The organism is Pseudomonas sp. 91RF, from assembly GCF_003576265.1.
Lineage (GTDB): Bacteria > Pseudomonadota > Gammaproteobacteria > Pseudomonadales > Pseudomonadaceae > Aquipseudomonas > Aquipseudomonas kribbensis.
In genome coordinates, this window is record NZ_QWFC01000038.1 from 67,190 (window position 1) to 89,274 (window position 22,085).

Genomic DNA, 22,085 nt, shown 5'->3' on the forward strand with positions numbered 1-22,085 from the left:
GGCGTAACGGCCTCGTAAGCGTAAGCCCGGTAACGAACAAGGCCCCGCTCCGGACGGGAACGGGGCCATGCAGGTCAACTCGAATCAGTTGAACAAGCCGTAGAAGAATAGACGGATGCTATCCCACATGCGGCGGAAGATACCACCCTCCTCGACAGCGTCCAGGGCGATCAGGTCGGCGCTGTGCACCACCTTGTCGTCCAGTTTCACTTCGACTTTACCGATCACGTCGCCCTTGGCGATTGGCGCGGTCAGTTGCGGGTTCATGGTCATGCTGGCAGCGAGCTTCTTCAGCTGGCCTTTCGGCAGGGTCATGGTCAGATCTTCAGCCAGGCCGGCCTTGACCTGGCTGGTGGTGCCTTTCCACACCGGGGCCTGAGCCAGTTCGGTGCCCTTCTGATAGAAGGTCTGGGTTTCGAAGAAACGGAAACCGTAGGTCAGCAGCTTCTGGGTTTCAGCAGCACGGGCCACTTCGCTGTTGGTGCCGAACACCACGGCGATCAGGCGCATGCCGTCACGTACGGCCGAGGACACCATGCAGTAGCCGGCTTCGTCGGTGTGACCGGTTTTCAGACCGTCGACGGTCTTGTCGCGCCACAGCAGCAGGTTGCGGTTAGGCTGCTTGATGCCGTTCCAGAAGAACTCTTTCTGCGAGTAGATCGCGTAGTGAGCCGGGTCTTCGTGGATGATCGCACGCGCCAGGATCGCCATGTCGTGAGCCGACGAGTAGTGCTCAGGGTTTGGCAGACCGGTCGGGTTCATGAAGTGGGTATTGGTCATGCCCAGATCGGCGACAGTCTTGTTCATCAGGTCGGCGAAGGCGTCTTCGCTACCGGCGATGTGCTCGGCCACCGCGACGCTGGCGTCGTTGCCGGACTGAATGATGATGCCGTGCAGCAGGTCGCTGACAGTCACCTGCGAGCCGACCTTGATGAACATCCGCGAACCGCCGGTGCGCCAGGCGTTTTCGCTGACGGTCACCGGATCGTTTTCACCGATCTGGCCACGACGGATTTCCAGCGTAGCAATGTACGCGGTCATCAGCTTGGTCAGGCTGGCCGGTGGCAGACGCTGGTCACCGTTGTTCTCCACCAGCACGTTGCCGCTGCTGGCGTCCATGAGCACGTAGGCTTTTGCGGCCAGTTGAGGTGGCGACGGCATCATCTCGGCCGCGAAGGCGGCTGGCGAGAGGAGCAGCGGGACTAGCAGACACAGGCGTTTGGCAAAGGTGGTGATGTTCATCCGTCTCTCGAAATCGCTAATGGAAACTGCCCTTGCGGGCAAAATTAATCAGATGACTTTCTAACGAGTCATCGCGTGTTCAGTTGCTCACTCCAGTCACCCTTTGCCGGGCTTTTGTTCTTCGACGAGCCAACAACCTGATTCACCCCCCAATCGCTGGTGAACCGTCAATCAAGTGCTACGTATTACTTACTCGGTGACCACACTTGGCGAACCAAGGTTGGCCAGGCGCACGCTGTTCTGCACCTGGGCAATTTCACCCGGCGAACCGATCGGTCCCAGACGTACCCGGTGCAGGGTCTGCTGATTGCGCACGATCGAGCTGATGAACACCGGAGCGCTCACCATCCCGCTGAGCTTCGACCTCAGGAGCTCTGCAGCGTCCGGGTTGGCGAACGCGCCCACCTGCAGATACTGGCCAGACGCTGGTGCAGAAGCGTTTTTTTTTGCGCCGATCTGTACAGGTACAGTGTCGGAGGCGTGCTGTTGCGGCGGTGGAGTCCACTGCTCGATGGTACCGGCCGAGGCCGTGATCACCGGCGCAGTATTCTGCGCGACTTGCGGCTCGTTGAGCATCAGAGGCGCCGGACGGCCCTTGGCGGCCCACCATTGTTGCGGGTCGATACCCTCGACCTTGACTCGCGCGGTGCCGATTTCGGCATACCCGAGCTTTTTCGCGGCGGCGTAGGACAAGTCGATGATCCGGTCGGAATAGAACGGCCCACGGTCGTTGACCCGCAGGATCACGCTCTTGTTGTTGTCCAGGTTGGTCACCCGAACGTAACTTGGCAGCGGTAAGGTCTTGTGGGCGGCACTCATGCCGTACAGGTCATAGACCTCGCCATTGGCGGTGTTCTGACCGTGGAACTTGGTGCCGTACCAGGACGCGGTGCCCGAGGCCACGTAGGTCTTGGACTCCTGCAACGGGAAGTAGGTCTTGCCCAGCACGGTGTACGGGTTGGCCTTGTACGGTCCGGTGTGCAAAGTCGGCGTGGCGTCCGGAATGCGCGACACATCGACGTCCCACCATGGCGCACCGTCCTTGTGGGCCCGGTTGATGTCCAGACCCGGCTGGGCACGAACGGTATTGGAGGCGTATTTCTGGGTCGGCGCCCGGCTGGTCGAGCAACTGGCGACCAGCACCGCCAACGCAGCGAATGCCACCAGCTTCAGGGGTTTGTTGATAGGCAATGCCTGCATTACTTGACGCCCCGTGCTTTTACCAGCTCTTCAGACAGTTGATGTACAGCCATGGCGTACATCACGCTGCGGTTATAACGCGTGATCGCGTAGAAATTCTTCAGGCCCATCCAGTATTCCGGGCCATTGTCGCCTTCCAGGCGAAATGCAGTAACCGGCATATCATCGCGCAGCGCATCATGACTTGACCAGCCCAGCGCTCGCAACTCCCCGACGGTTTTCGTCGGCTCGATGCCGGTGGTCAAACCCTCATCCACCTGCTCGCCGCGCACATCGGCACGACTGACCACCGGCTCGCCGGCCACCCAGCCGTGACGCTTGAAGTAGCTGGCGACACTGCCGATCGCATCATCCGGGTTGTTCCAGATATTGATGTGGCCGTCGCCGTCGAAATCCACCGCATAGGCGCGAAAACTGCTCGGCATGAACTGCGGCAGGCCCATCGCCCCGGCGTAGGAGCCCTTGAGGGTCAGCGGGTCGACCTGTTCTTCGCGAGCCAGCAGCAGGAACTCACGCAGTTCCTTGCGGAAAAATTCGGCACGGGGAGGATAGTCGAAACCCAGCGTGGACAAGGCATCGATCACCCGGTAATTACCGGTATTACGTCCGAAAAAGGTCTCGACGCCGATGATCGACACGATCACCTGGGCCGGAACGCCGTATTCCTGCTCGGCGCGGGCCAGTACCGCCTCGTGCTGGCGCCAGAAGTCCACACCCCGGGCGATACGCGCGTCGGTGATGAACATCGGCCGGTATTCTTTCCACTGCTTGACCCGTTCGGCGGGTTTGGAAATCGCGTCGAGAATCGCCTGCTTGCGCTGGGCCTCGCGGAACACCGCCATCAGTTGCTCGCCGGCGAAACCGTAGTCGCGGGTCATTTCACCGACGAATTCGGCCACCTGGGGCGAGCCTTCGTAATCGCCGGCCAGCGCTTCCTGCGCGCTGCCAAGGATGCCTACCAGGCCGAGCCACGGTGCGTATCGTGTCGCCCAGTCACGCATTACTTGCATTGAAATCTTCACCTTATTCAAACCTGTGCGATCCACTTGCGATGCGTATGGATCGACATCAAAACCCCAAACGCTGACAGCAGCGTCACCAGCGAAGTTCCGCCGTAGCTAATGAACGGCAACGGTACCCCCACCACCGGCAACAGGCCACTGACCATACCGATGTTGACGAAAACATAAACAAAAAACGTCATGGTCAAGGCGCCGGCGAGCAGTTTGCCGAACAGCGTCTGCGCCTGGGCGGTAATCACCAGGCCGCGACCGATCAACAACAGATAGATCAACAGCAGCGCGCAAATGCCCACCAGGCCGAACTCTTCGCCCAGCACCGCAATAATGAAGTCGGTGTGGCTTTCCGGCAGGAAGTCCAGGTGCGACTGGGTGCCCAGCAGCCAGCCCTTGCCGAACACGCCACCGGAACCGATGGCGGCCTTCGACTGAATGATGTTCCAGCCGGTGCCCAACGGATCGCTTTCCGGGTCGAGGAAGGTCAGGATCCGCTGCTTCTGGTAGTCGTGCATGATGAAGAACCACATGGCGATCGCCACGGGCACGGCGGCGGCCAGCACGCTGAGGATCCAGCGCCAGCGCAACCCGCCCATGAACAGCACGAACGCACCGCCGGCCAGAATCAGCAGCGACGTGCCCAGATCCGGCTGGCGCACGATCAGAATGAACGGCACACCGATCAACATCAGGCTGATCCCGACATGCTTGAGCTGCGGCGGCAGCGTGCGCTTGGACAGGTACCAGGCGATGGTCGCCGGCATCAGGATCTTCATGAATTCCGACGGCTGGAAGCGGATCACCCCGGGAATGTTGATCCAGCGGGTCGCACCCATGGCGTTGTGGCCCATGATGTCCACCACCATCAGCAGCACCACCCCGACCACATAGCCGAGCGGCACCCAACGGGCCATGAACCTCGGTTCGAACTGGGCGATGACGATCATCGACACCAGGCCGATGCCGAACGACGTGGCCTGTTTGGCCAGCAGGTCCCAGCTCTTGCCGCTGGCCGAATACAGCACGAACAGGCTGCCGGCGGCGAGGATCAGCAGCAGGACCAGCAAGGGTCCGTCGATATGCAGGCGTTGCAACAGCGTCGCACGGCGACGCATCACATCCTCGCTGGAGAGCATGCGATCGAAATTATTCTTCACGGGCCGTAGCCTCCGCACTGATTGGGCTGGCGTATTCGGCCTTCAAGCGTCCGTCCTGATCCAGCAGCCAGGCGTCCATCACCTGACGTACCACGGGTGCTGCGACGCCGGAACCGGACTCACCGTTCTCGACCATCACCGACACCACGATTTTCGGGTTGTCGGCCGGTGCAAAACCGACGAACAGGGCGTGGTCGCGGTGGCGCTCCTGCACTTTGGAACGGTCGTATTTCTCGCCTTGCTTGATCGCGACCACCTGGGCCGTACCCGACTTGCCGGCGATCCGGTATTGCGCGCCGACCGACGCCTTGCGCGCCGTACCCCGGGCGCCGTGCATTACCTGCTGCATGCCGTGGTTGACCTTGGTCCAGTCCGACGGATCGCGCAGGACGATGTCCGGCATCGGGTTTTCATCCTTGGGCTTCTCGCCCTCGATGGTTTTGGCCAGGTGCGGACGGTTCCACACGCCCTTGTTGGCCACCAGCGCGGTGGCTTGGGCCAGCTGCAGCGGGGTCGACTGCATGTAGCCCTGGCCGATCCCGAGAATCAGGGTCTCGCCCGGGAACCATGCCTGCTTGCGGGTGGCACGTTTCCATTCGCGGGACGGCATCAGGCCGGGGGATTCTTCGAACATGTCCAGCGAGACCTTCTGGCCGATGCCGAACTTGTTCATGTACGCCGACAACCGGTCGATGCCCAGCTTGTGCGCCAGGTCATAGAAGTAGGTGTCGTTGGACCGCATGATCGCCGTGTCGAGGTCGACGAAGCCGTCCCCGGTGCGGTTCCAGTTGCGGTATTTGTGATCGTAGTTGGGCAGCATGTAGTAACCCGGGTCGAACACCCGGCTCGACGCCGTCACCACGCCCGCGTCCAGACCGGCAATCGCCACCGCCGGCTTGATCGTCGAGCCCGGCGGGTACAGGCCGCGCAACACGCGGTTGAACAGCGGCCGGTCGATGGAATCGCGCAGCTCGGCGTAAGCCTTGAAGCTGATGCCGGTGACGAACAGGTTCGGGTCGAAGCTCGGCTGGCTGACCATCGCCAGCACTTCACCGGTGTTCGGGTCCAGCGCCACCACTGCGCCGCGTCGCCCGCCCAGTGCGGCTTCGGCGGCTTCCTGCAATTTGATGTCGAGGCTCAGGACGATGTCCTTGCCCGGCACCGGATCGGTACGCTTGAGTACCCGCAGCACACGGCCCCGGGCGTTGGTCTCGACCTCTTCGTAACCTACCTGGCCGTGCAGCTCGGCTTCGTAGAAGCGTTCGATGCCGGTCTTGCCGATGTGGTGGGTGCCGCTGTAGTTGACCGGGTCGAGGGTCTTCAGCTCCTTCTCGTTGATCCGCCCCATGTACCCCACCGAGTGCGCAAAATGCGCGCCCTGCGGGTAGTGACGCACCAGTTGCGCGACCACTTCCACGCCCGGCAGACGGAACTGGTTCACCGCGATCCGGGCGATCTGCTCTTCGGTCAGCTCGAACAGGATCGGCACCGGCTCGAACGGCCGACGCCCCTGGCGCATGCGTTTTTCGAAGATCACCCGGTCTTCCGGCGTCAGCTCCAGCACTTCGACGATCACGTCCAGCACCTGCTGCCAGTCGCCGGAGCGCTCGCGGGTCATGCTCAGGCTGAAGCTCGGACGGTTGTCCGCCACCACCACGCCGTTGCGGTCGTAAATCAGGCCACGGGTCGGCGGGATCGGCTGGACATGGACGCGGTTGTTTTCCGAGAGGGTCGAGTGATACTCGTACTGGATCACCTGCAGGAAATACAGCCGGGCAATCAGCACACAGATCAGCAGCACCACCGCAATGGCCCCGAACACGACGCGGCTACGCACCAGGCGGGCGTCTTTTTCGTGGTCCTTGATGCGGATCGGCTGGGACATGAGGGCAGGATTACTTGTGGTAAGGGTGGCCGGACAACACGGTCCAGGCACGATACAACTGCTCGCCGATGAGGATGCGCACCAACGGGTGCGGCAGCGTCAACGGCGACAACGACCAGCGCTGGTCGGCGCGGGCACAGACTTCCGGCGCCAGCCCTTCCGGGCCGCCGACCATGAAATTGACCGTGCGCGAGTCCAGCCGCCAACGGTCGAGTTCGACCGCCAGCTGCTCGGTGCTCCAGGGCTTGCCGTGCACTTCGAGGGTGACGATCCGCTCGTTGTGCCCGACCTTGGCCAGCATGGCTTCGCCTTCCTGACGGATGAAGCGGGCCACGTCGGCATTCTTGCCACGGGTATTGAGCGGAATTTCCACCAGTTCCAGCGCCAGCTCGGACGGAAGACGCTTGGCATATTCATGCCAGCCTTCTTCCACCCACTTGGGCATGCGTGAACCGACGGCGATCAGTCGCAGTCGCACAGCGCTTCCCTTACAGCTGGTCTTTGTTGAGCTTGGTGAAGTGCTCGTGGGTGTTTTCCGGGCTGTGGTGCTTGGCGTCTGCCGCACGGCTCTGCTCGGCACCGGCCCACAGGCGCTCCAGGTCGTAGAACTGACGGGCCGAGGCGGTCATCATGTGTACGATCACCAGGTCCAGGTCCAGCAGCACCCAGTCGCTGTCGCCCTTGCCTTCTTCGCCCAGCGGCTTGGCGCCCTGCTTTTTCACTTCTTCGCGAACCTTGTCCAGCATCGCGTTGATCTGGCGGTTGGACGTACCGGTGGCGATGATCATGTAGTCAGTGATGCTTTGCTTGTCACGCACATCGATGATCTGGATGTCCTGGGCCTTGACGTCTTCCAGGGCAGCCACGGCCACCTTGACCAGTTCGTCGCCTTTCAGCGGCTCGTTGGTGTTGGCGACTTCCGGCAGCGGAGCGCTCTTGAACGTGCCTTTGCGCTTTACTTTGGTTTGGTCTTTGTCAGTCATATAAAACTCGTTTTGCTCATGTATTCGGCGGCTCGTTCCACGATGATCGTGTTACTCGAGCACGCCTTGTTCAGTTCGACGCACGGTACAGACCGTGCGCATCGATGTAGGCCAGGACCGCGTCGGGCACCAGGAAACGTACCGACTTACCGCTGGCCAGCAGTTGACGGATCTGGGTGGCGGAGACCGCGAGCGGTGTCTGCCAGACGAATGCAATCTGTCCGCTCGGCCCTTTCAGGGCCAGCGGGTCGCTCACCGAACGCGCTGCCAGCAGGTTGCGCAAGGCATCCGGCGGTTCGCTGTCGGCGTCCGGGCGCTGTAGCACCAGGATGTGGCAATGCTGGAGCAACTCCTCCCAGCGGTGCCAAGTGGGCAGGCCGCAAAATGCGTCCCAGCCCAAAAGCAGAAAAACCTGGGTCTCGGCGGCCAGTTCAGCACGCAGCGACTCCAGGGTATCGATGGTCCAGGACGGTTTGTCCCGCTGCAATTCGCGGGCGTCCACCACCAGCGGCGGCACACCGGCCACCGCACATTCAACCATTGCCAGCCGATCCTGCGCCGACACCTGCGGGGTATCGCGATGGGGCGGCCGGGCGCTGGGCATCATGCGCAGCTCATCGAGCGCCAGCGCATCGGCGACTTCCAGCGCGCCGCGCAAATGGCCGACATGCACCGGATCGAAGGTTCCGCCCAGAACGCCAATGCGTCTGGGGCGAGACTTCCTGCCGGATTTCGGCGCTTTCGGGTCGAGGTCGGACAAGTCAGACCGTCGCCTGGCCGCGCAACTGGCCATCACCGACCACGACGTATTTCTCGCAGGTCAGTCCTTCGAGGCCCACCGGGCCACGGGCGTGCAGCTTATCAGTAGAAATGCCGATCTCGGCACCCAATCCGTATTCGAATCCATCGGCGAAGCAGGTCGGGGTGTTGATCATCACCGATGCCGAGTCGACTTCGGCCACGAACTGGCGGGTGTCGGCCAGGTTTTCGCTGACGATCGAGTCGGTGTGGTGAGAGCCGAAATGGTTGATGTGCTCGATGGCCTGGTCCAGACCGTCGACCACGCGGATCGACAGGATCGGCGCCAGATACTCGGTGCCCCAGTCTTCTTCAGTCGCCGCTACCGCCTCGATGATCGCCCGGGTGCGCTCGCAACCACGCAGCTCGACGCCTTTTTCGCGGAACTGTCTGGCCATCGACGGCAGGAAATCCTTCGCAACACTTTGATCGACCAGCAGGGTCTCCATCGCGCCGCAGATGCCATAACGATAGGTCTTGGCATTGAAGGCAATGCGCTGGGCTTTCGGCAGGTCGGCGTGTTCGCTGACATAGACGTGGCAGATGCCGTCCAGATGCTTGATCACCGGCACCCGGGCGTCACGGCTGATGCGTTCGATCAGACCACGGCCACCGCGCGGTACGATCACATCGACGTACTCGGGCATGGTGATCAAAGCGCCAACGGCAGCGCGGTCGGTGGTTTCCACCACTTGCACCACGGCGGCCGGCAATTCGGCTTCGGCCAGGCCACGCTGGATGCAGGCGGCAATCGCGCGGTTGGAGTGAATCGCCTCGGAACCGCCACGCAGGATGGTCGCGTTACCGGACTTCAGGCACAGGCTCGCGGCGTCGATGGTCACGTTCGGACGGGATTCGTAGATGATCCCGATCACGCCCAGCGGTACGCGCATCTTGCCGACCTGAATGCCCGACGGACGGAAGCTCATGTCGCGGATCGCACCGACCGGATCCGGCAGCGCCGCCACCTGGCGCAGACCGACGATCATGCCGTCGATACGGGCCGGGGTCAGTTCCAGGCGCTCCAGCAGTGCAGGCTCCAGACCGTTGGCGCGTCCGGCGGCCAGATCCTGTTCATTGGCTGCCGCAAGCTCGGCGCGGGCGGCGTCCAGCGCATTGGCGGCAGCCAGCAGGGCGCGGTTTTTCTGCGCGGTGCTGGCACGGCCGATGACCCGGGAAGCTTCGCGGGCGGCGCGACCCAATCGGGTCATGTAGTCAAGAACGGACTCAGTCATGGTCTGCTGGGGTCTTGGCAAAGAGGAAAGCGGCAGATTATAGCTGTCGCGTCCCGGGACTAACAGCGGTGACGGGCGGATGGTCGAAATGGACGGCGATTTACCGATGTTCAGCCGTAATTAAGGCTCGGATTGTTATCATCACGACCTCTTTCGCCTGGATAAACACCGTTTGCCATGTCCAACCTGACCGTTCGCGCCCGCGCCAAGCGCCTGCCGCTGGGCCTTCCGGACGCTTTTTTCGACCGCGACGCCCAGGTCCTGGCCCGCGATCTGCTGGGCAAAGTCATCCGTCACCGGGTCGGCGACCTGTGGCTCAGCGCCCGGATCATCGAAACCGAAGCGTATTACTGCGAAGAAAAAGGCAGCCACGCCTCCCTCGGCTACACGGAAAAGCGTAAGGCTTTGTTTCTGGATGGCGGCCACATCTATATGTACTACGCCCGTGGCGGCGATTCGCTGAACTTCAGCGCGCAGGGTCCTGGCAATGCGGTACTGATCAAATCGGCCTATCCGTGGGTCGACGAGATCAGCGGCCCGGCCAGCCTCGCGCAAATGCTGCTGAACAATCCCGACGCTCAGGGCCGCCCGCGACCGTCGCAAAAGCTCTGCGCCGGGCAGACCCTGTTGTGCAAGGCACTGGGGCTGAAGGTGCCGGTATGGGACGCCAAGCGTTTTGACCACGAAATCCTGCTGGTGGAAGACACCGGCCCCGCGCCGGGCCACATCATCCAGACCACCCGCCTGGGCATCCCCCATGGGCGCGACGAGCATTTGATGTATCGCTTCGTCGATGCGGCCTACGCCCAGTGGTGCACCCGGAACCCGCTGCGCCGGGGTCAGGTCGAAGGACGCGATTATTTTCTGCTGTGAATTTCCCCTCTGCGCTACGCCGGCCAGGGACATCAATGAAATGGAGTGTGTTGTATGGGCCCATGGCTCGATAGCGTGACCGGGTGGCTGGCCGCCAACCCGCAGTGGCTGGCTGCTGCGGTATTCGTCGTGGCATTCGTCGAGTGTCTGGCGATTGCCGGGATCATCGTTCCCGGCACGGTGTTGCTGTTCGCCGTGGCGGCACTTGCCGGCAGCGGTGCGCTGTCGTTGAGCGAGACCCTGTTGCTGGGCTTTCTCGGCGGGATTCTCGGCGACCTGGTGTCGTATTTCCTCGGGCGCCACTTCCACCAGAACATCCGGCGCCTGCCGGGCCTGCGTCATCACCCTGAATGGATGGCCGGCGCAGAAACCTACTTCCAGCGCTACGGTATCGCCAGCCTGCTGGTCGGACGTTTCATCGGTCCGCTGAGGCCGATGTTGCCGATGGTCGCCGGGATGTGCGACATGCCCTTCCCGCGCTTCGTTGCCGTCAGTCTGCTGGCTGCGGCGGGCTGGAGCATCGCCTACCTGCTGCCGGGCTGGGCCACCGGGGCGGCGATTCGTCTGCCATTGCCGGAAGGTTTCTGGCTGCAGGCCGGGATCGTCGCCGCCAGCATTGCAGTGATGGTCGGCCTGAGCGCCAACAGCAGTCTGCGCCGTCACCGCCGGGCGACAATCTGGATCAGTAGCATGAGCCTGTTGATCCTGATCGCGTTGTTCATCGGTTATCCGTACCTGACCGCGCTGGACCAGGGCGTCATGACCCTCGTGCAGGAACACCGCAGCGCGGTGCTCGACGAAGTCGCAGTGGTCTTCACCCTGATCGGCGAATTCCGCAACATGCTGGTGTTCAGCATTTTGCTGACCGGCCTGTTGCTGCTGTGCCGCCAGTGGCGCCAGGCGATCTTCGCCGGCAGTACCTTGCTCGTCACCGCGCTGGCCAACACCGGAACCAAGCTGTTTTTCGCCCGGGTACGCCCGGAAGTGCTGACCGACCCGATCACCAGTTACAGCATGCCCAGTGGCCATGCGTCCGGGTCGTTCGCACTGTTCCTGACCCTCGCCGTGCTGGCCGGACGTGGACAACCACCAAGACTGCGCCTGACCTGGCTGTTGATCGGCTGCATTCCGGCGCTGGCGATTGCGCTGTCACGGGTCTATCTGGGGGCACATTGGCCGACGGATGTCCTGGCCGGTGCCATGCTCGCCGCCTGTGTCTGCGCAGCGAGCCTGTGGCTGATTCAGCGCCAGTCCCCCCTTGAAGCGATGCCGCAGAAAGTCTGGTGGCTGGTTCTGCCGGCGCTGCTCGCCCTGTTCGGTTTCTTTGTATTGCGGCATCTGCCACATACCTTGTTGCGATATGCCTACTGAGTCCGCGCTCAACGCTCATCGGTGCACCCGGCGCCGATGAGCGCCATCAAACATTTGGCAAAGCAAATGCTCATGAACAAGTCCGTGCCCCATGCCACATTCCGGCAGCAGCACCACAAACGGACTTGTGAAAAGAGCAATGACTTTGAAGAATCAATCAAACGATCTATCCCGGGCTGACCGACCGCCAGCTCCGATCAAAATATCCGACCTGAACATCCACCCGGAACCGCCCCTTCAGCCCTCGGGCCAAAAACCCGGGCTTGCGGATCTCGACACCCTGTTCGGCCCTCTGCGCATCGGAGAATTCAGCGTCAGCCGCCAGACGCTCCAGGCCTTGGGCGGCCGAATCGATGGGGAAACCCTCTCGGCGACCAACACCTACTTTTCCGAACCTGACCAAGCGTTCATCGATGCACTGGAGTTCGATACGGCTCAGATCGAACAGCGCATGAGATCCGTTCCCTCACCGGAAAACGCTCAGATCCCGCCCCTGCTGTACGAAATCGTCACTCAGCGCTCCCCCGACGCCCCACCGCTCATGCGAGAGAAATCCACCGGCGAATTCGCTGAGGCCATGAACAAGATCAACCACCTGCTGAACGCCACCCAACGCCTGGACATTCGCCGAGACCCGTTGCCCGAACACCTGCCGGACTGGGTCGATAAAACCAAAAGCCGCGGGATGGCCAGCATGGGCGTCGGGATGCAGGCGTACGGACTCTACAGCGCTTACATCGGCGCCATCGACGCGCTGAAGAAAGGTGACACGGCTGAAGCGCTGATCAACGTTGGCGGAGGCCTCTCGGAAATCACTTCACTGGGGGTCGAGTACGCCCTGAGCAAGACCGGCGAACATATGATCCGCCAGGGCTCCATGGCCTTCGAACAATTCGGCCAGACTTCCATGGGCAAGTGGCTGTGTCGCGGAGCCGGGTTGATCGCCAGCGTGCTGACGCTGCCCTTCGATATCTACACCGCCATCAAATCCTTCAACGATGCGGCCAAGGCCCAGGGCAAGGAAGCGCAGGACCTGTATGTCACCGGCGGGCTGAGTGTATTCAGCGGCGTACTCTCACTGGCTCTCGGGTGTGCAGCTTTGGCGGGATTTCAGGCAGCAGGCCCGGTGGGTATCGCCGCTGCCGCAATCATGATCGTCGGGGCGAAGATCTATGGCGCCGTCCGGGCGGTCGACGACATTGACGATTACATCGAACTGACCGTGAACGAGCGCTGGCGTGCTGGCTGGTTTGCGTTCACCGGTCAGGCCCAGGACAAGCCGCTGATGGATCGCTACCTGGTCGCCAAAACCACTGCGGACTACGCCAAAGCCCTGAAGACCCGCAGCCTTGGCTGGCTGGACAATGAATTCAAGGAGAGTATCGACGTAATCGTCAATGGCCGGTTCGAGGTGAAGATGCAGCCCACTCGCCTCTATCGCTTTCAGTGGGATGAATCCCGTGGCGAAACCCCGTACGTCACCGAAGACCGGCCGGCCATCAGTGACACCGATGACAGTTATGACGCAAGGGATGGCCTGCCGACCTCGGACGCCATCATTGCCAAAACAAAAACCGATCCGGCCAAAGGCGTTTTCTGGAGCCTCGGTGCAGGCAATGACACCGTGCAAGGCGTACGGAACAAAACCAACTTCTTCAGCTATGGCACGGGAAGGAAAGTCCTCGAAGGCGGCGAGAGGGATGATTCGTTTCTCTTTCAGTCGGCTTGCGAATCGCTCTCGCTCGACCCGATCAAGGTCAGCGAGCTGTCAGGAGGGGACGGTATCGATCTGCTATGGCTGCAAGGCACGCACAGGCATCTCGATCACATTCCCGATCCACCGCGCCATCTCGGTTATGACATTGACCTGAAGAAAGGCACGCTGATGTTGCGTCCCGCGAACCCGGCGCGGGGACCTGTGCTGCACTCGACGCTCAAGTCCATCGAAAAGGTCGAGACGCTCGCCGGTGCGGCCAATCGCGTGACGGGTTCCAATCAGGCGGACATCATTTCCGCCAATGGTGACGACCACGTTGACGCCGGTGCGGGAGATGACCGGATTTCCGTTCGCGGCATCCACGTATCCGTCGTCGGGGGGCCGGGTAACGACATCTATATTCTCGACCCGATGTGCCGTACCGTATCCATCACCGATGACGGTGCAGAGACGAGCACGGTCTATCTGGGCGTGACGCTTGAAGCCATCCAGCGCTGGTACTTGCGCGATGATGCGCTGGTGGTCGAATCGCTGCGCGACGATTCACCCGGAACTCCACGACGGGAACTGGTGCTTGAAGCGGTCTACCGGACAGTCGGTCGCAAACGCTCACTGCACAATGACAAATGGGTGTTCATTACCCAGGACGGTTTCCACCTGCAACCGATATGGCCTGCCAACATCGTGGGAACTGGCGAGCTGACGCTCAGCGTCACTGTCCTGACAGTCGGCATGAGCAGGACTTCCCCCGCCCCGGTCAATGACTATCCCTGCAGAATTTCGAAAAACGCACATTCGTCCTACTTCATTTCCCGTCAGACACGTCATTCGACGCTGATAGCCACGCAAAACGATCAGGCCGCGTCCAGTACGATCTACGTTGAGCATGACAGCACCGAAATCAATGAAGTCAGGGCCATCTACACCGTTTCAAAAACCGAGACAGGTGCGTTCACGTTTCTTGGCTACAAGGATGTCCACTTCACCATCACTTTCAATCACCCGTCAGGTCTGCTTTCCCTGCACGGAATCATGAAAGAAAGACCCGGCAAGAAAACCGACAGGGGCGGCGGCATCATCGCTTCGGGCTGGGAGGCAAATCATCCGGTCATTCTGGTGATGCGCGACGGTGTCTCCTACCACCTCGACTTTCCGCGCAACTCGTATATCGATGATGCAAAAAAGACCGGCTATACCGTTATTCAAAGCCGTGCCTCGCTGCGCGAACGCGCGGGCCGATACACATTCCTCAAGCCCGGCATCACGAAGCGCACCCTGAAGGCGACTCCGCAGCGAGTGGATTTTCAGGCTGACGAGCACAACACCAGCTACTGGCTGGAGGGGCGATCCGCAACCTATGAGCTGTATCCCGCCAGAGCTGTTTCCATGCGGCTATCTACTGCTCAAGCGGACGCCATCATTTCGGGTTCCTCTACCTGGCTCATTCACACCCGTCATCTGCAGGAGCGGATCAGCCCCGGCGATCTCTCCATCAAGGACGATCTACTCAAAATCGGCAGCATCCATGTTCATCTGCCGGACAGCAGCAATCCAGAGCTGCCGCTGGAAACCATCGATGTCGTGGTCCATTCAGGAAACCGTTACCGGATCAACTCCCTGTTTGAAATGATCGGGCTCTGCGTCGTCGATGCACGAGGCTATCCAACGATTCAGGCATTGATTCTGGACCTCCGCGATCACCACCATCGCGCAGAGCTGGAAGTCACTGATGTACCGGTTCTGAACATTCGCCTTCTCGACGCCACTCCCGGGAGGATTTTCTACAACGTCCTCAGCAACAGCTGGAGACTCGAAAACACCCCGTCCCGCCCAATCCCGATCGAACATCTGACCATCGTCAAGGAATGACCCATGCGTCCCAAAACGCCCTCACTGCCAACTCCGCCCCGGTTCGGCACGCCTGCCGAACCATCGGTCCAGCCTTCCCGGTTGCGACCACAGATCCAGGATCCACAGACACATCAATCACTCCCCGACCCACCGATATCGAACCCTCGAAACCCGGGCCATGGTCAGACACCCGCAGCGATACCCGGCCCGTCAAGAGTCGAAGTCACGGACTTGCCCGGCCTGTCACGGGAACCGGCAACCACGCTGAGCAGCTATCTGCTGAACCCCGGCTTGCTGCGCAATATGCAAGCGGCCGATGAGGAAGGCTTGCGTTATGTGGTCGGACGCAAGTTCGTCGATGTGAAAGATGTCGGCACGGTGTACGTGGAGTTCGATATGAGCCTGGGTACCTATCGGGCAATGGATCTGTACAAAAAGCTTGCGCCGGGGCCTGCGCTTTTCAGGAATGCCGGTGAGTCGACCTGGAGCCCTGCTCGACAGAGCAGTACAGGCAATCCGCTCAAACGGCCGAATGCAGACAACTCTGGCGGGGCATCGGCGGTGCCCGCAAGACAGCCGCGAATCACATCGATGCCCGCACACTTGAAAATGGCCACGTCGGAATTGCTGAGTACGTATTTCGCACAGCTTTATCCACATTTGACCCACGGTGAGCGAATCATGGAATTGCGCTCCTGCAACCTCTCACCCCTTCAACACATCCGATTGCGCGACGACCTGATCGTCAATCCTTCAGCACTTCCCGAATGGGTAACGCAGCACAGGACACGCTCCCTCGATGCCAGTAATCCTTCACGCTTCGACGCTTTGCATGAAGAAATAGAACCTTTGCTCCTGCCGCTCAGGAACGGCAAGTTGTTGATCAGTCGCCTCGGTGACTATGGCGGTTTCAGTGAGAGTGTCAGCCGCGAATTCCTCGACGGGTTCCTGGCAAAACTGGGTTATCTGCGCAACGCCAGCGACTGTTTGTTCCGGACAGACATCCCGGCCCTGTTCAGAGCCGACGAGCGCACGCCGTTCGAGTTCTACAACGATGGCCGGATGTTGCCGCGGTTAAAACATCCTCGCGGAGCAACGACCGAGAAACCGATCAGTGCCACCGTCAGCCTCAAACTGGTTCATCAATATGCCGGCAGAGGCACTGACTCGCCCGATCCTGAATACCTGCGCTACAACAACCAGAAAAACAAATACCCCGGACGCAAGCCCGGCGAACCGGACAACGAATCAGGTGAGTCCGATAACGATTGGTCCGATGCTTCGGATGTGGAACTGGACTCCGAACGAAATTACGAAACCATCCGGCATGATCAGCAGGTCATATTCACCTACGTCATCGACACACGAAAGATGGAAATCGTCCTGGGGGAAGAGAACCATCTTCTCAATACCGCCGCCCGAGACAAGGGAGCGTGGTTTCCCGAAGATGAACTCGAAGCACTGATTTCAACGTCAAAACGGGGCATCGAATCGGAACGCCTCTGGCTGCTCGACTCCACCCGCTCTCGCGCGGCGAAAGTCGACGACATTGCCTACGAGGCAGGTTATCAATCACGAATGGACATCGAGGAACGGACCCACCATGGCGCCGACAACCGATATCAATATGACGCCCTGATCGACAAGGTTGCCCTGGCAGGCAAGCCGATCCTGACACTGGACAGGGGCAAGGAGTGGTTCGCCAACGATATCGTCTGGCCCGAATAAGCCGCTCTAGGCGAACAGTTCGCCCTGCAACTCATCGAGCAGCGCCTGGATCGCATCCAGTCGCTGCTGTGGGTCATCGAGTTGCAGCAGGTCGATCTTGTCTTCTTCGGCGAACGGCAACAGGTACGCCAACTGATTGGCCAGCGATTGCTGCCCTGCCGCCTCGATGCCCATGTTCAGCGCCTCGACCATCGGGTGTTCGGCGAGGGCCTTGAGCAAGGCCACCAGATCGGCATCTTCATCCTGCAAGGGTTGCTCGGGTTCTTCGTCCAGCCACTCGACCTCGGCGACGATCAGTTGATCACGCTGCACTTCAGTGCGCTGTACGATGAACCGACGCCCGCCCTGCACCCGAATGCCCAACAGCCCGTTGTCCTGCTGCTGGAAATCAGTGATCCGCGCTTCGCAACCGACCATGGCGAAACCTTCGGGGGCGGCGCCGACCTCATGGCCTTCGAGGATGCACACCACACCGAAACCACCGCCCTGTTTCATGCAGCGGCCGATCATGTCCAGATAGCGCGCTTCGAAGATCTGCAAATCCAGATTGCAGCCGGGAAACAGCACCGTGTTCAGCGGAAAAAGCGGCAGACTCATAGACATTTCCTTACACCACCATCGACACCGCCAACGGCAGGAACACCGCCGTGGCCACGCCCATCAGACTCATTGCCAGTGCCGCGAAGGCGCCGCACTCGTCACCTTCCTGCAACGCCACCGACGTACCGACCGCATGCGCGGTCATGCCCAGCGCCATGCCCCGCGCCTCCGGGCTGTGCACACCCAGACGGTTCAGCAGCGCCGGACCGAAGATCGCGCCGATCACCCCGGTGATCAGCACGAACACGGCCGCCAGCGCCGCGACGCCACCGATCTGCTCGGCCACCAGCATGGCAATCGGCGATGTCACCGACTTGGGCGCCATGGTCATCAGGATCATGTGATCGGCACCGAACCACCAGCCCAGCGCCACGCCCATGCCCGTGGCGACCACCCCGCCTATCACCAGCGTAGTAAAAATCGGCCAGAACAATTGGCGGATGCGCCGCAGATTCAGATACAGCGGCACCGCCAGTGCGACGGTCGCCGGGCCCAGCAGAATGCTGAGGATCTCGGTGCTCTTGCGGTACTCGACGTAAGTCAGGCCGCAACCGACCAGCACACCGATCACCAGCAACATTGAAACCAGCACCGGTTGCAGGAAAATCCAGCGGGTTTTCTCGAACGCCGCCAGCACCAGTTGATAAGCCCCCAGGGTGATGCCGATGCCGAACAGCGGATGGTGAATCACCGAAGCCCAGGCACCTTGCCAGTCGAACAGCATCAGGATTCCTCCGAATGCGGTGCGTGACGCTTGACCAGGCGCTGCATCAGCACGCCGGCGAAGGCCATGGACAGAATCAGCGAGACCACCAGCGCACCGACGATGGCCCAGAAATCCGCGGCAATCGCCGTGGCGTAGACCATCACGCCCACCGCCGGCGGTACCAGCAGCAACGGCAGATACCGCAACAGACTGCCGGCGGCGAGACTCAGCGGCTCGCCGACTTCACCGCGCACGATCAGAAATACCAGCAACAGCAATAGGCCGATGATCGGCCCCGGCAGCACCGGCAACAGCAAATGATTGAGGGCCGTGCCGAGCAATTGAAACAGCACCAGCATGGTCAGGCCGCGTAGCAACATCCGTCATCTCCGTCTTACTTTCCAACCCGCGAGTCGTCGGCATTATAAGCACGCCTGCGCTATGGATCGGCATTCGCCAAAAGCATGGTCGGTTGACCTGAGCAAATCGCCATGATGATCTACAGTGGTTCGCAGGGCGGTCAAATCCCCCACCTGAAAAACTATAAAACCGATGAACCCAAGGAGAGTCTCAATGCCCTATGTTCCAGTTGCAGAGCTCAAAGATTATGTCGGCAAGGAACTCGGACGTTCCGAATGGCTCACTATCGATCAGGAGCGAATCAACCTGTTCGCCGAAGCCACCGGGGATTATCAGTTCATCCATGTCGACCCGGTCAAAGCCGCGCAAACGCCATTTGGCAGCACCATTGCACACGGTTTCCTGTCGTTGTCGCTGATCCCCAAACTGATGGAAGACATCCTGATCCTGCCGCAAGGCGTGAAGATGGTGGTCAACTACGGCCTGGACAGCGTGCGCTTCATCCAGCCGGTCAAGGTCAATTCGAAGGTCCGGCTCAAGGTCGACCTCGGTGAAGTGACCGAGAAAAAACCTGGCCAGTGGCTGCTCAAGGCCACCGCCACCCTGGAGATCGAAGGCTCGGACAAACCGGCCTACATCGCCGAACCGCTGTCACTCTGCTTCGTCTGAGTGCCGGGATGCGAAACGGCTCACGCGGTTTCGCATCCACTCCTCTCTGCCGGCTGTATAAGGTCACATAGCTACGGCATACTCGGTCGCCTAATTGCCCGGATCCTGCTATGCGCCAACTTGCTGCTCTTGCACCGCTTGCCCTGACCCTGATGCTTTCCGCTTGCGGCGACGGCGAATCGCTGCTGCCCCCGGACGCACGCCTGCCCGACGGCGGACGCTATCGCGGCGAACTGGTCAACGGCCTGCTGCAAGGCCAGGGCCGGGTCGACTACCCCAACGGCAGCTGGTACGCGGGCGAGTTCGACAAGGGCCAGTGGCATGGCCAGGGCGAATGGCACGGCAGCAATGGCGAGGTCTATCGCGGCAATTTCCAGCAAGGCCTGTTCGACGGCCAGGGCACACTGACCACCCACGGCGGCAGCTACACCGGCGGCTTCAAACTGGGCCGGCGCGAGGGCGAAGGCACCCTCAAGGAAAACGCGATGACCTATCGCGGCGAATTCAAGGACGACCAGTATTCCGGACTGGGTCGTCTGGAACTGGACGACGGCAGTTCCTATCAGGGCCAGTTCGCCCACGGCAAACCCAACGGTGAAGGCCAGCGCGGCGACGCCAGCGGCAATCAGTTCAGCGGCCATTTCATCAATGGCCAGCTCGAAGGCAACGGCACCTTCAACAGCGCCGACGGCGACATCTATGTCGGCGGCTTCAAGAACAATCAACTGCACGGCAAGGGCCGCTACGAAAATGCTGACGGCGATGTCTGGCTCGGACAGTTCAAGGAAGGCGCACTGACCGGCAAAGGCGAACTGATCGGCGCCGACGGCAGTCATTACATCGGCTACTTCAACGACTGGCGTTTCAGTGGCCAGGGCCGCTTGAACCTGTCCGACGGCAGTTTCTACATCGGCGGGTTCGACAGCGACAGCTACACAGGCCGGGGCACCCTGGTGCTGACCGACGGCACCGTGCTCAGCGGCACCTGGATCAACGGCCAGCGCGTGCGTGATGCCGACGGTAAATTGCTGCCAGACACCCTCGAACTTGGCCTGCTGGCCCAGGGCCGTCTGCTCGACGAAGCGCTGGCCAATGTGCCGGCCTCGACCCCGGCGGTGGAGTTGTACACCCTGACCCTCGGCGGCGACGGCAAGCAAAGCGTGTTCCTGCGCGAATCCGATTACGTGGCCAACATGCTCGCCAGCCGTTTCGGTGCCGTTGGCCAGATTCGCCTGGTCAATCACCGCGACCACCTCGGCGACCGGCCGATGGCCACCCGTGAAAACCTGCGCCGCGCCGCCCTGACCCTGGCCGAACGCAGCGGCCCGGAAGACCTGGTGTTCATCTACCTGACCAGCCACGGCACCGCCGAACACGAACTGGTGCTGGATCAGCCACGCATGGAACTGGCCGACCTGCCCGCCGACGAGCTCGCCGCCGTGCTCGCACCGCTGAAGAACCGCGACAAGATCATTGTCATCTCCTCGTGCTATTCCGGTGGTTTCATTCCGGCACTTAAAGACGAACGCACACTGATCATGACCGCCTCGCGCGCCGACCGCGTGTCGTTCGGCTGCTCCGAGGAGGCCAACTTCACCTATTTCGGCGATGCCTTGTTTGCCCAGGCGCTGAACCAGACCGACGATCTGGAGCAAGCCTTCAAACTGGCCAAAGCCACCGTTGCCGAGCGCGAGCTGGCGGACAACTTCGAAGCCTCGGAACCGCAGATCTGGGCACCGAAAACCGTGCTCGCGCACTGGCAACTGCTGCGCAAACAACAGGCGAGAAAAGCGTTGCAAAGTGCTGCGTTGAACGACGGAGCGATAAAGAGCAACTAAGCTGAACAGTATCAAGGGAGAGACACTATGTACTTGACGCCTCAGCATGTCTTGCTTGCCGGAGCCACCGGGCTGACCGGTGAACATCTGCTCGACCGTTTGCTCAACGAGCCGACGATTACCCGTGTCCTGGCCCCTTCACGCCGGCCGCTGGCCGAACATCCACATCTGGAAAACCCGGTCGGCGATCCACAGACCTTCTTGCCGCAACTGGCCGGCCGGGTCGACATTGCCTACTGCTGCCTCGGCACCACCATCAAGCAGGCCGGCTCCGAAGAGGCGTTTCGCGCCGTGGATCTGGACATGGTAGTGGCGTTCGCCAAACGCGCACGGGAAATGGGCGCAAGGCACCTGATCGTGATCAGTGCCCTGGGGGCCGATCGCCGATCCTCGATTTTCTACAACAAGGTCAAAGGCGAGATGGAACACGCCTTGCGCGCGCAGGATTGGCCGCAACTGACCATCTGCCGGCCGTCACTGCTGCTTGGCGAACGCAGCGAGCCGCGCCTGGGCGAGCAGCTTGCCGCGCCGTTCTCGAAACTGATTCCCGGCAAGTACCGTGGCATCGAAGCCTGCCAGCTGGCCCGGGCCATGTGGCGCCTGGCACTTGAGGAGCAGGACGGGGTGCGGATCGTGGAATCCGACGAATTGAGAAAGCTCGGCAAGTAAGCAATCCTGCCAATCTGTTCGACGCAGATCCGCTCGGTCATTTGCCATAGAGGCCAGGGATCTTGCGTTGAACTGCAGGGCAACCGAGATAAACTGAATCGAATCAGTCAGCACGTCCTATCTATTTACCTCATTCCCCGCCCCTTCCATGGATAACGTGCCCTCCGGCACACCGGCATCCGCTGCC

General features: G+C 61.1%; 19 protein-coding genes. 7 read left to right on the top strand and 12 right to left on the bottom strand.

Going from position 1 to position 22,085, the window contains the following annotated elements; all coding sequences use genetic code 11:
• Positions 1–84 precede the first annotated feature (84 nt).
• The 9 genes from DXT77_RS20100 to DXT77_RS20140 all read right to left on the bottom strand — a co-directional run bounded on the left by DXT77_RS20100 (position 85) and on the right by DXT77_RS20140 (position 9,516).
• Complete coding sequence (locus tag DXT77_RS20100; protein ID WP_065259591.1) at positions 85–1,242, bottom strand: D-alanyl-D-alanine carboxypeptidase family protein; 1,158 nt, start codon at positions 1,240–1,242, stop codon at positions 85–87.
• Between the two features lie 189 nt (positions 1,243–1,431).
• Positions 1,432–2,442 (bottom strand): septal ring lytic transglycosylase RlpA family protein, encoded by a 1,011-nt coding sequence (locus DXT77_RS20105; protein WP_085732950.1) that lies wholly within the window; start codon positions 2,440–2,442, stop codon positions 1,432–1,434.
• The gene (gene mltB / locus DXT77_RS20110; RefSeq protein ID WP_085712282.1) at positions 2,442–3,452 is read right to left on the bottom strand and encodes a lytic murein transglycosylase B; all 1,011 of its coding nucleotides are present in this window, start codon (positions 3,450–3,452) and stop codon (positions 2,442–2,444) included. The genes DXT77_RS20105 and mltB overlap by 1 nt, the downstream gene beginning before the upstream one ends.
• Before the next feature lie 17 nt (positions 3,453–3,469).
• On the bottom strand, positions 3,470–4,573 hold the full coding sequence (rodA, locus tag DXT77_RS20115) for a rod shape-determining protein RodA (protein ID WP_085712360.1): 1,104 nt from the start codon (positions 4,571–4,573) through the stop codon (positions 3,470–3,472).
• A gap of 31 nt (positions 4,574–4,604) precedes the next feature.
• Entirely contained in the window at positions 4,605–6,500 is a 1,896-nt protein-coding gene (gene mrdA / locus DXT77_RS20120; RefSeq protein WP_119428893.1) for a penicillin-binding protein 2, read from the bottom strand.
• A 10-nt stretch (positions 6,501–6,510) separates the two neighbouring features.
• Complete coding sequence (gene rlmH / locus DXT77_RS20125) at positions 6,511–6,978, bottom strand: 23S rRNA (pseudouridine(1915)-N(3))-methyltransferase RlmH (protein ID WP_011063671.1); 468 nt, start codon at positions 6,976–6,978, stop codon at positions 6,511–6,513.
• Between the two features lie 10 nt (positions 6,979–6,988).
• Positions 6,989–7,483, bottom strand: coding sequence for a ribosome silencing factor (gene rsfS / locus DXT77_RS20130; protein ID WP_085712284.1), 495 nt, complete (start codon positions 7,481–7,483; stop codon positions 6,989–6,991).
• A 70-nt stretch (positions 7,484–7,553) separates the two neighbouring features.
• Positions 7,554–8,276, bottom strand: coding sequence for a nicotinate-nucleotide adenylyltransferase (gene nadD / locus DXT77_RS20135; RefSeq protein WP_085712285.1), 723 nt, complete (start codon positions 8,274–8,276; stop codon positions 7,554–7,556).
• Entirely contained in the window at positions 8,245–9,516 is a 1,272-nt protein-coding gene (locus tag DXT77_RS20140) for a glutamate-5-semialdehyde dehydrogenase (protein WP_119428894.1), read from the bottom strand. Before DXT77_RS20140 ends, nadD begins: the two co-directional genes overlap by 32 nt.
• A gap of 177 nt (positions 9,517–9,693) precedes the next feature.
• On the opposite strand from DXT77_RS20140, the gene DXT77_RS20145 reads away from it, so the two are divergent.
• The 4 genes from DXT77_RS20145 (at position 9,694) to DXT77_RS20160 (ending at position 17,056) form a co-directional block, all read left to right on the top strand.
• Positions 9,694–10,389, top strand: coding sequence for a DNA-3-methyladenine glycosylase (locus DXT77_RS20145; RefSeq protein WP_119428895.1), 696 nt, complete (start codon positions 9,694–9,696; stop codon positions 10,387–10,389).
• A 54-nt stretch (positions 10,390–10,443) separates the two neighbouring features.
• The gene (locus DXT77_RS20150) at positions 10,444–11,760 is read left to right on the top strand and encodes a bifunctional DedA family/phosphatase PAP2 family protein (protein ID WP_119428896.1); all 1,317 of its coding nucleotides are present in this window, start codon (positions 10,444–10,446) and stop codon (positions 11,758–11,760) included.
• A gap of 139 nt (positions 11,761–11,899) precedes the next feature.
• Positions 11,900–15,346, top strand: coding sequence for a calcium-binding protein (locus DXT77_RS20155; RefSeq protein WP_119428897.1), 3,447 nt, complete (start codon positions 11,900–11,902; stop codon positions 15,344–15,346).
• A gap of 3 nt (positions 15,347–15,349) precedes the next feature.
• Positions 15,350–17,056, top strand: coding sequence for a hypothetical protein (locus DXT77_RS20160; protein ID WP_119428898.1), 1,707 nt, complete (start codon positions 15,350–15,352; stop codon positions 17,054–17,056).
• Between the two features lie 6 nt (positions 17,057–17,062).
• Here DXT77_RS20160 and DXT77_RS20165 read toward each other — a convergent pair whose 3' ends face one another.
• From DXT77_RS20165 to DXT77_RS20175, 3 genes are read right to left on the bottom strand one after another with little or no spacing between them, the layout of a single operon-like run.
• The gene (locus DXT77_RS20165) at positions 17,063–17,653 is read right to left on the bottom strand and encodes an LON peptidase substrate-binding domain-containing protein (protein WP_119428899.1); all 591 of its coding nucleotides are present in this window, start codon (positions 17,651–17,653) and stop codon (positions 17,063–17,065) included.
• 10 nt (positions 17,654–17,663) lie between these two features.
• Positions 17,664–18,380, bottom strand: a complete 717-nt coding sequence (locus tag DXT77_RS20170) for an LrgB family protein (RefSeq protein ID WP_119428900.1) — start codon at positions 18,378–18,380, stop codon at positions 17,664–17,666.
• Positions 18,380–18,742 (bottom strand): CidA/LrgA family protein, encoded by a 363-nt coding sequence (locus DXT77_RS20175; protein WP_119428901.1) that lies wholly within the window; start codon positions 18,740–18,742, stop codon positions 18,380–18,382. Before DXT77_RS20175 ends, DXT77_RS20170 begins: the two co-directional genes overlap by 1 nt.
• 193 nt (positions 18,743–18,935) lie before the next feature.
• Here DXT77_RS20175 and DXT77_RS20180 point away from each other — a divergent pair, with 193 nt between their 5' ends.
• The 3 genes from DXT77_RS20180 to DXT77_RS20190 all read left to right on the top strand — a co-directional run bounded on the left by DXT77_RS20180 (position 18,936) and on the right by DXT77_RS20190 (position 21,898).
• A complete protein-coding gene (locus DXT77_RS20180; protein WP_007909575.1) occupies positions 18,936–19,391 on the top strand; it encodes a MaoC family dehydratase in 456 nt (151 codons plus the stop codon).
• A gap of 110 nt (positions 19,392–19,501) precedes the next feature.
• Complete coding sequence (locus DXT77_RS20185; protein ID WP_119428902.1) at positions 19,502–21,229, top strand: C13 family peptidase; 1,728 nt, start codon at positions 19,502–19,504, stop codon at positions 21,227–21,229.
• A 27-nt stretch (positions 21,230–21,256) separates the two neighbouring features.
• Positions 21,257–21,898, top strand: coding sequence for an oxidoreductase (locus DXT77_RS20190; protein WP_119428903.1), 642 nt, complete (start codon positions 21,257–21,259; stop codon positions 21,896–21,898).
• Positions 21,899–22,085 lie beyond the last annotated feature (187 nt).

What these genes read in the sequence shown, in the direction of transcription:
- DXT77_RS20100 (WP_065259591.1), bottom strand. Translation starts at nt 1,242, where the DNA reads ATGAACATCACCACCTTTGCCAAACGCCTGTGTCTGCTAGTCCCGCTG.
- DXT77_RS20105 (WP_085732950.1), bottom strand. Translation starts at nt 2,442, where the DNA reads ATGCAGGCATTGCCTATCAACAAACCCCTGAAGCTGGTGGCATTCGCT.
- mltB (WP_085712282.1), bottom strand. Translation starts at nt 3,452, where the DNA reads ATGCAAGTAATGCGTGACTGGGCGACACGATACGCACCGTGGCTCGGC.
- rodA (WP_085712360.1), bottom strand. Translation starts at nt 4,573, where the DNA reads ATGCGTCGCCGTGCGACGCTGTTGCAACGCCTGCATATCGACGGACCC.
- mrdA (WP_119428893.1), bottom strand. Translation starts at nt 6,500, where the DNA reads ATGTCCCAGCCGATCCGCATCAAGGACCACGAAAAAGACGCCCGCCTG.
- rsfS (WP_085712284.1), bottom strand. Translation starts at nt 7,483, where the DNA reads ATGACTGACAAAGACCAAACCAAAGTAAAGCGCAAAGGCACGTTCAAG.
- nadD (WP_085712285.1), bottom strand. Translation starts at nt 8,276, where the DNA reads ATGGCCAGTTGCGCGGCCAGGCGACGGTCTGACTTGTCCGACCTCGAC.
- DXT77_RS20140 (WP_119428894.1), bottom strand. Translation starts at nt 9,516, where the DNA reads ATGACTGAGTCCGTTCTTGACTACATGACCCGATTGGGTCGCGCCGCC.
- DXT77_RS20145 (WP_119428895.1), top strand. Translation starts at nt 9,694, where the DNA reads ATGTCCAACCTGACCGTTCGCGCCCGCGCCAAGCGCCTGCCGCTGGGC.
- DXT77_RS20150 (WP_119428896.1), top strand. Translation starts at nt 10,444, where the DNA reads ATGGGCCCATGGCTCGATAGCGTGACCGGGTGGCTGGCCGCCAACCCG.
- DXT77_RS20155 (WP_119428897.1), top strand. Translation starts at nt 11,900, where the DNA reads ATGACTTTGAAGAATCAATCAAACGATCTATCCCGGGCTGACCGACCG.
- DXT77_RS20160 (WP_119428898.1), top strand. Translation starts at nt 15,350, where the DNA reads ATGCGTCCCAAAACGCCCTCACTGCCAACTCCGCCCCGGTTCGGCACG.
- DXT77_RS20165 (WP_119428899.1), bottom strand. Translation starts at nt 17,653, where the DNA reads ATGAGTCTGCCGCTTTTTCCGCTGAACACGGTGCTGTTTCCCGGCTGC.
- DXT77_RS20170 (WP_119428900.1), bottom strand. Translation starts at nt 18,380, where the DNA reads ATGCTGTTCGACTGGCAAGGTGCCTGGGCTTCGGTGATTCACCATCCG.
- DXT77_RS20175 (WP_119428901.1), bottom strand. Translation starts at nt 18,742, where the DNA reads ATGTTGCTACGCGGCCTGACCATGCTGGTGCTGTTTCAATTGCTCGGC.
- DXT77_RS20180 (WP_007909575.1), top strand. Translation starts at nt 18,936, where the DNA reads ATGCCCTATGTTCCAGTTGCAGAGCTCAAAGATTATGTCGGCAAGGAA.
- DXT77_RS20185 (WP_119428902.1), top strand. Translation starts at nt 19,502, where the DNA reads ATGCGCCAACTTGCTGCTCTTGCACCGCTTGCCCTGACCCTGATGCTT.
- DXT77_RS20190 (WP_119428903.1), top strand. Translation starts at nt 21,257, where the DNA reads ATGTACTTGACGCCTCAGCATGTCTTGCTTGCCGGAGCCACCGGGCTG.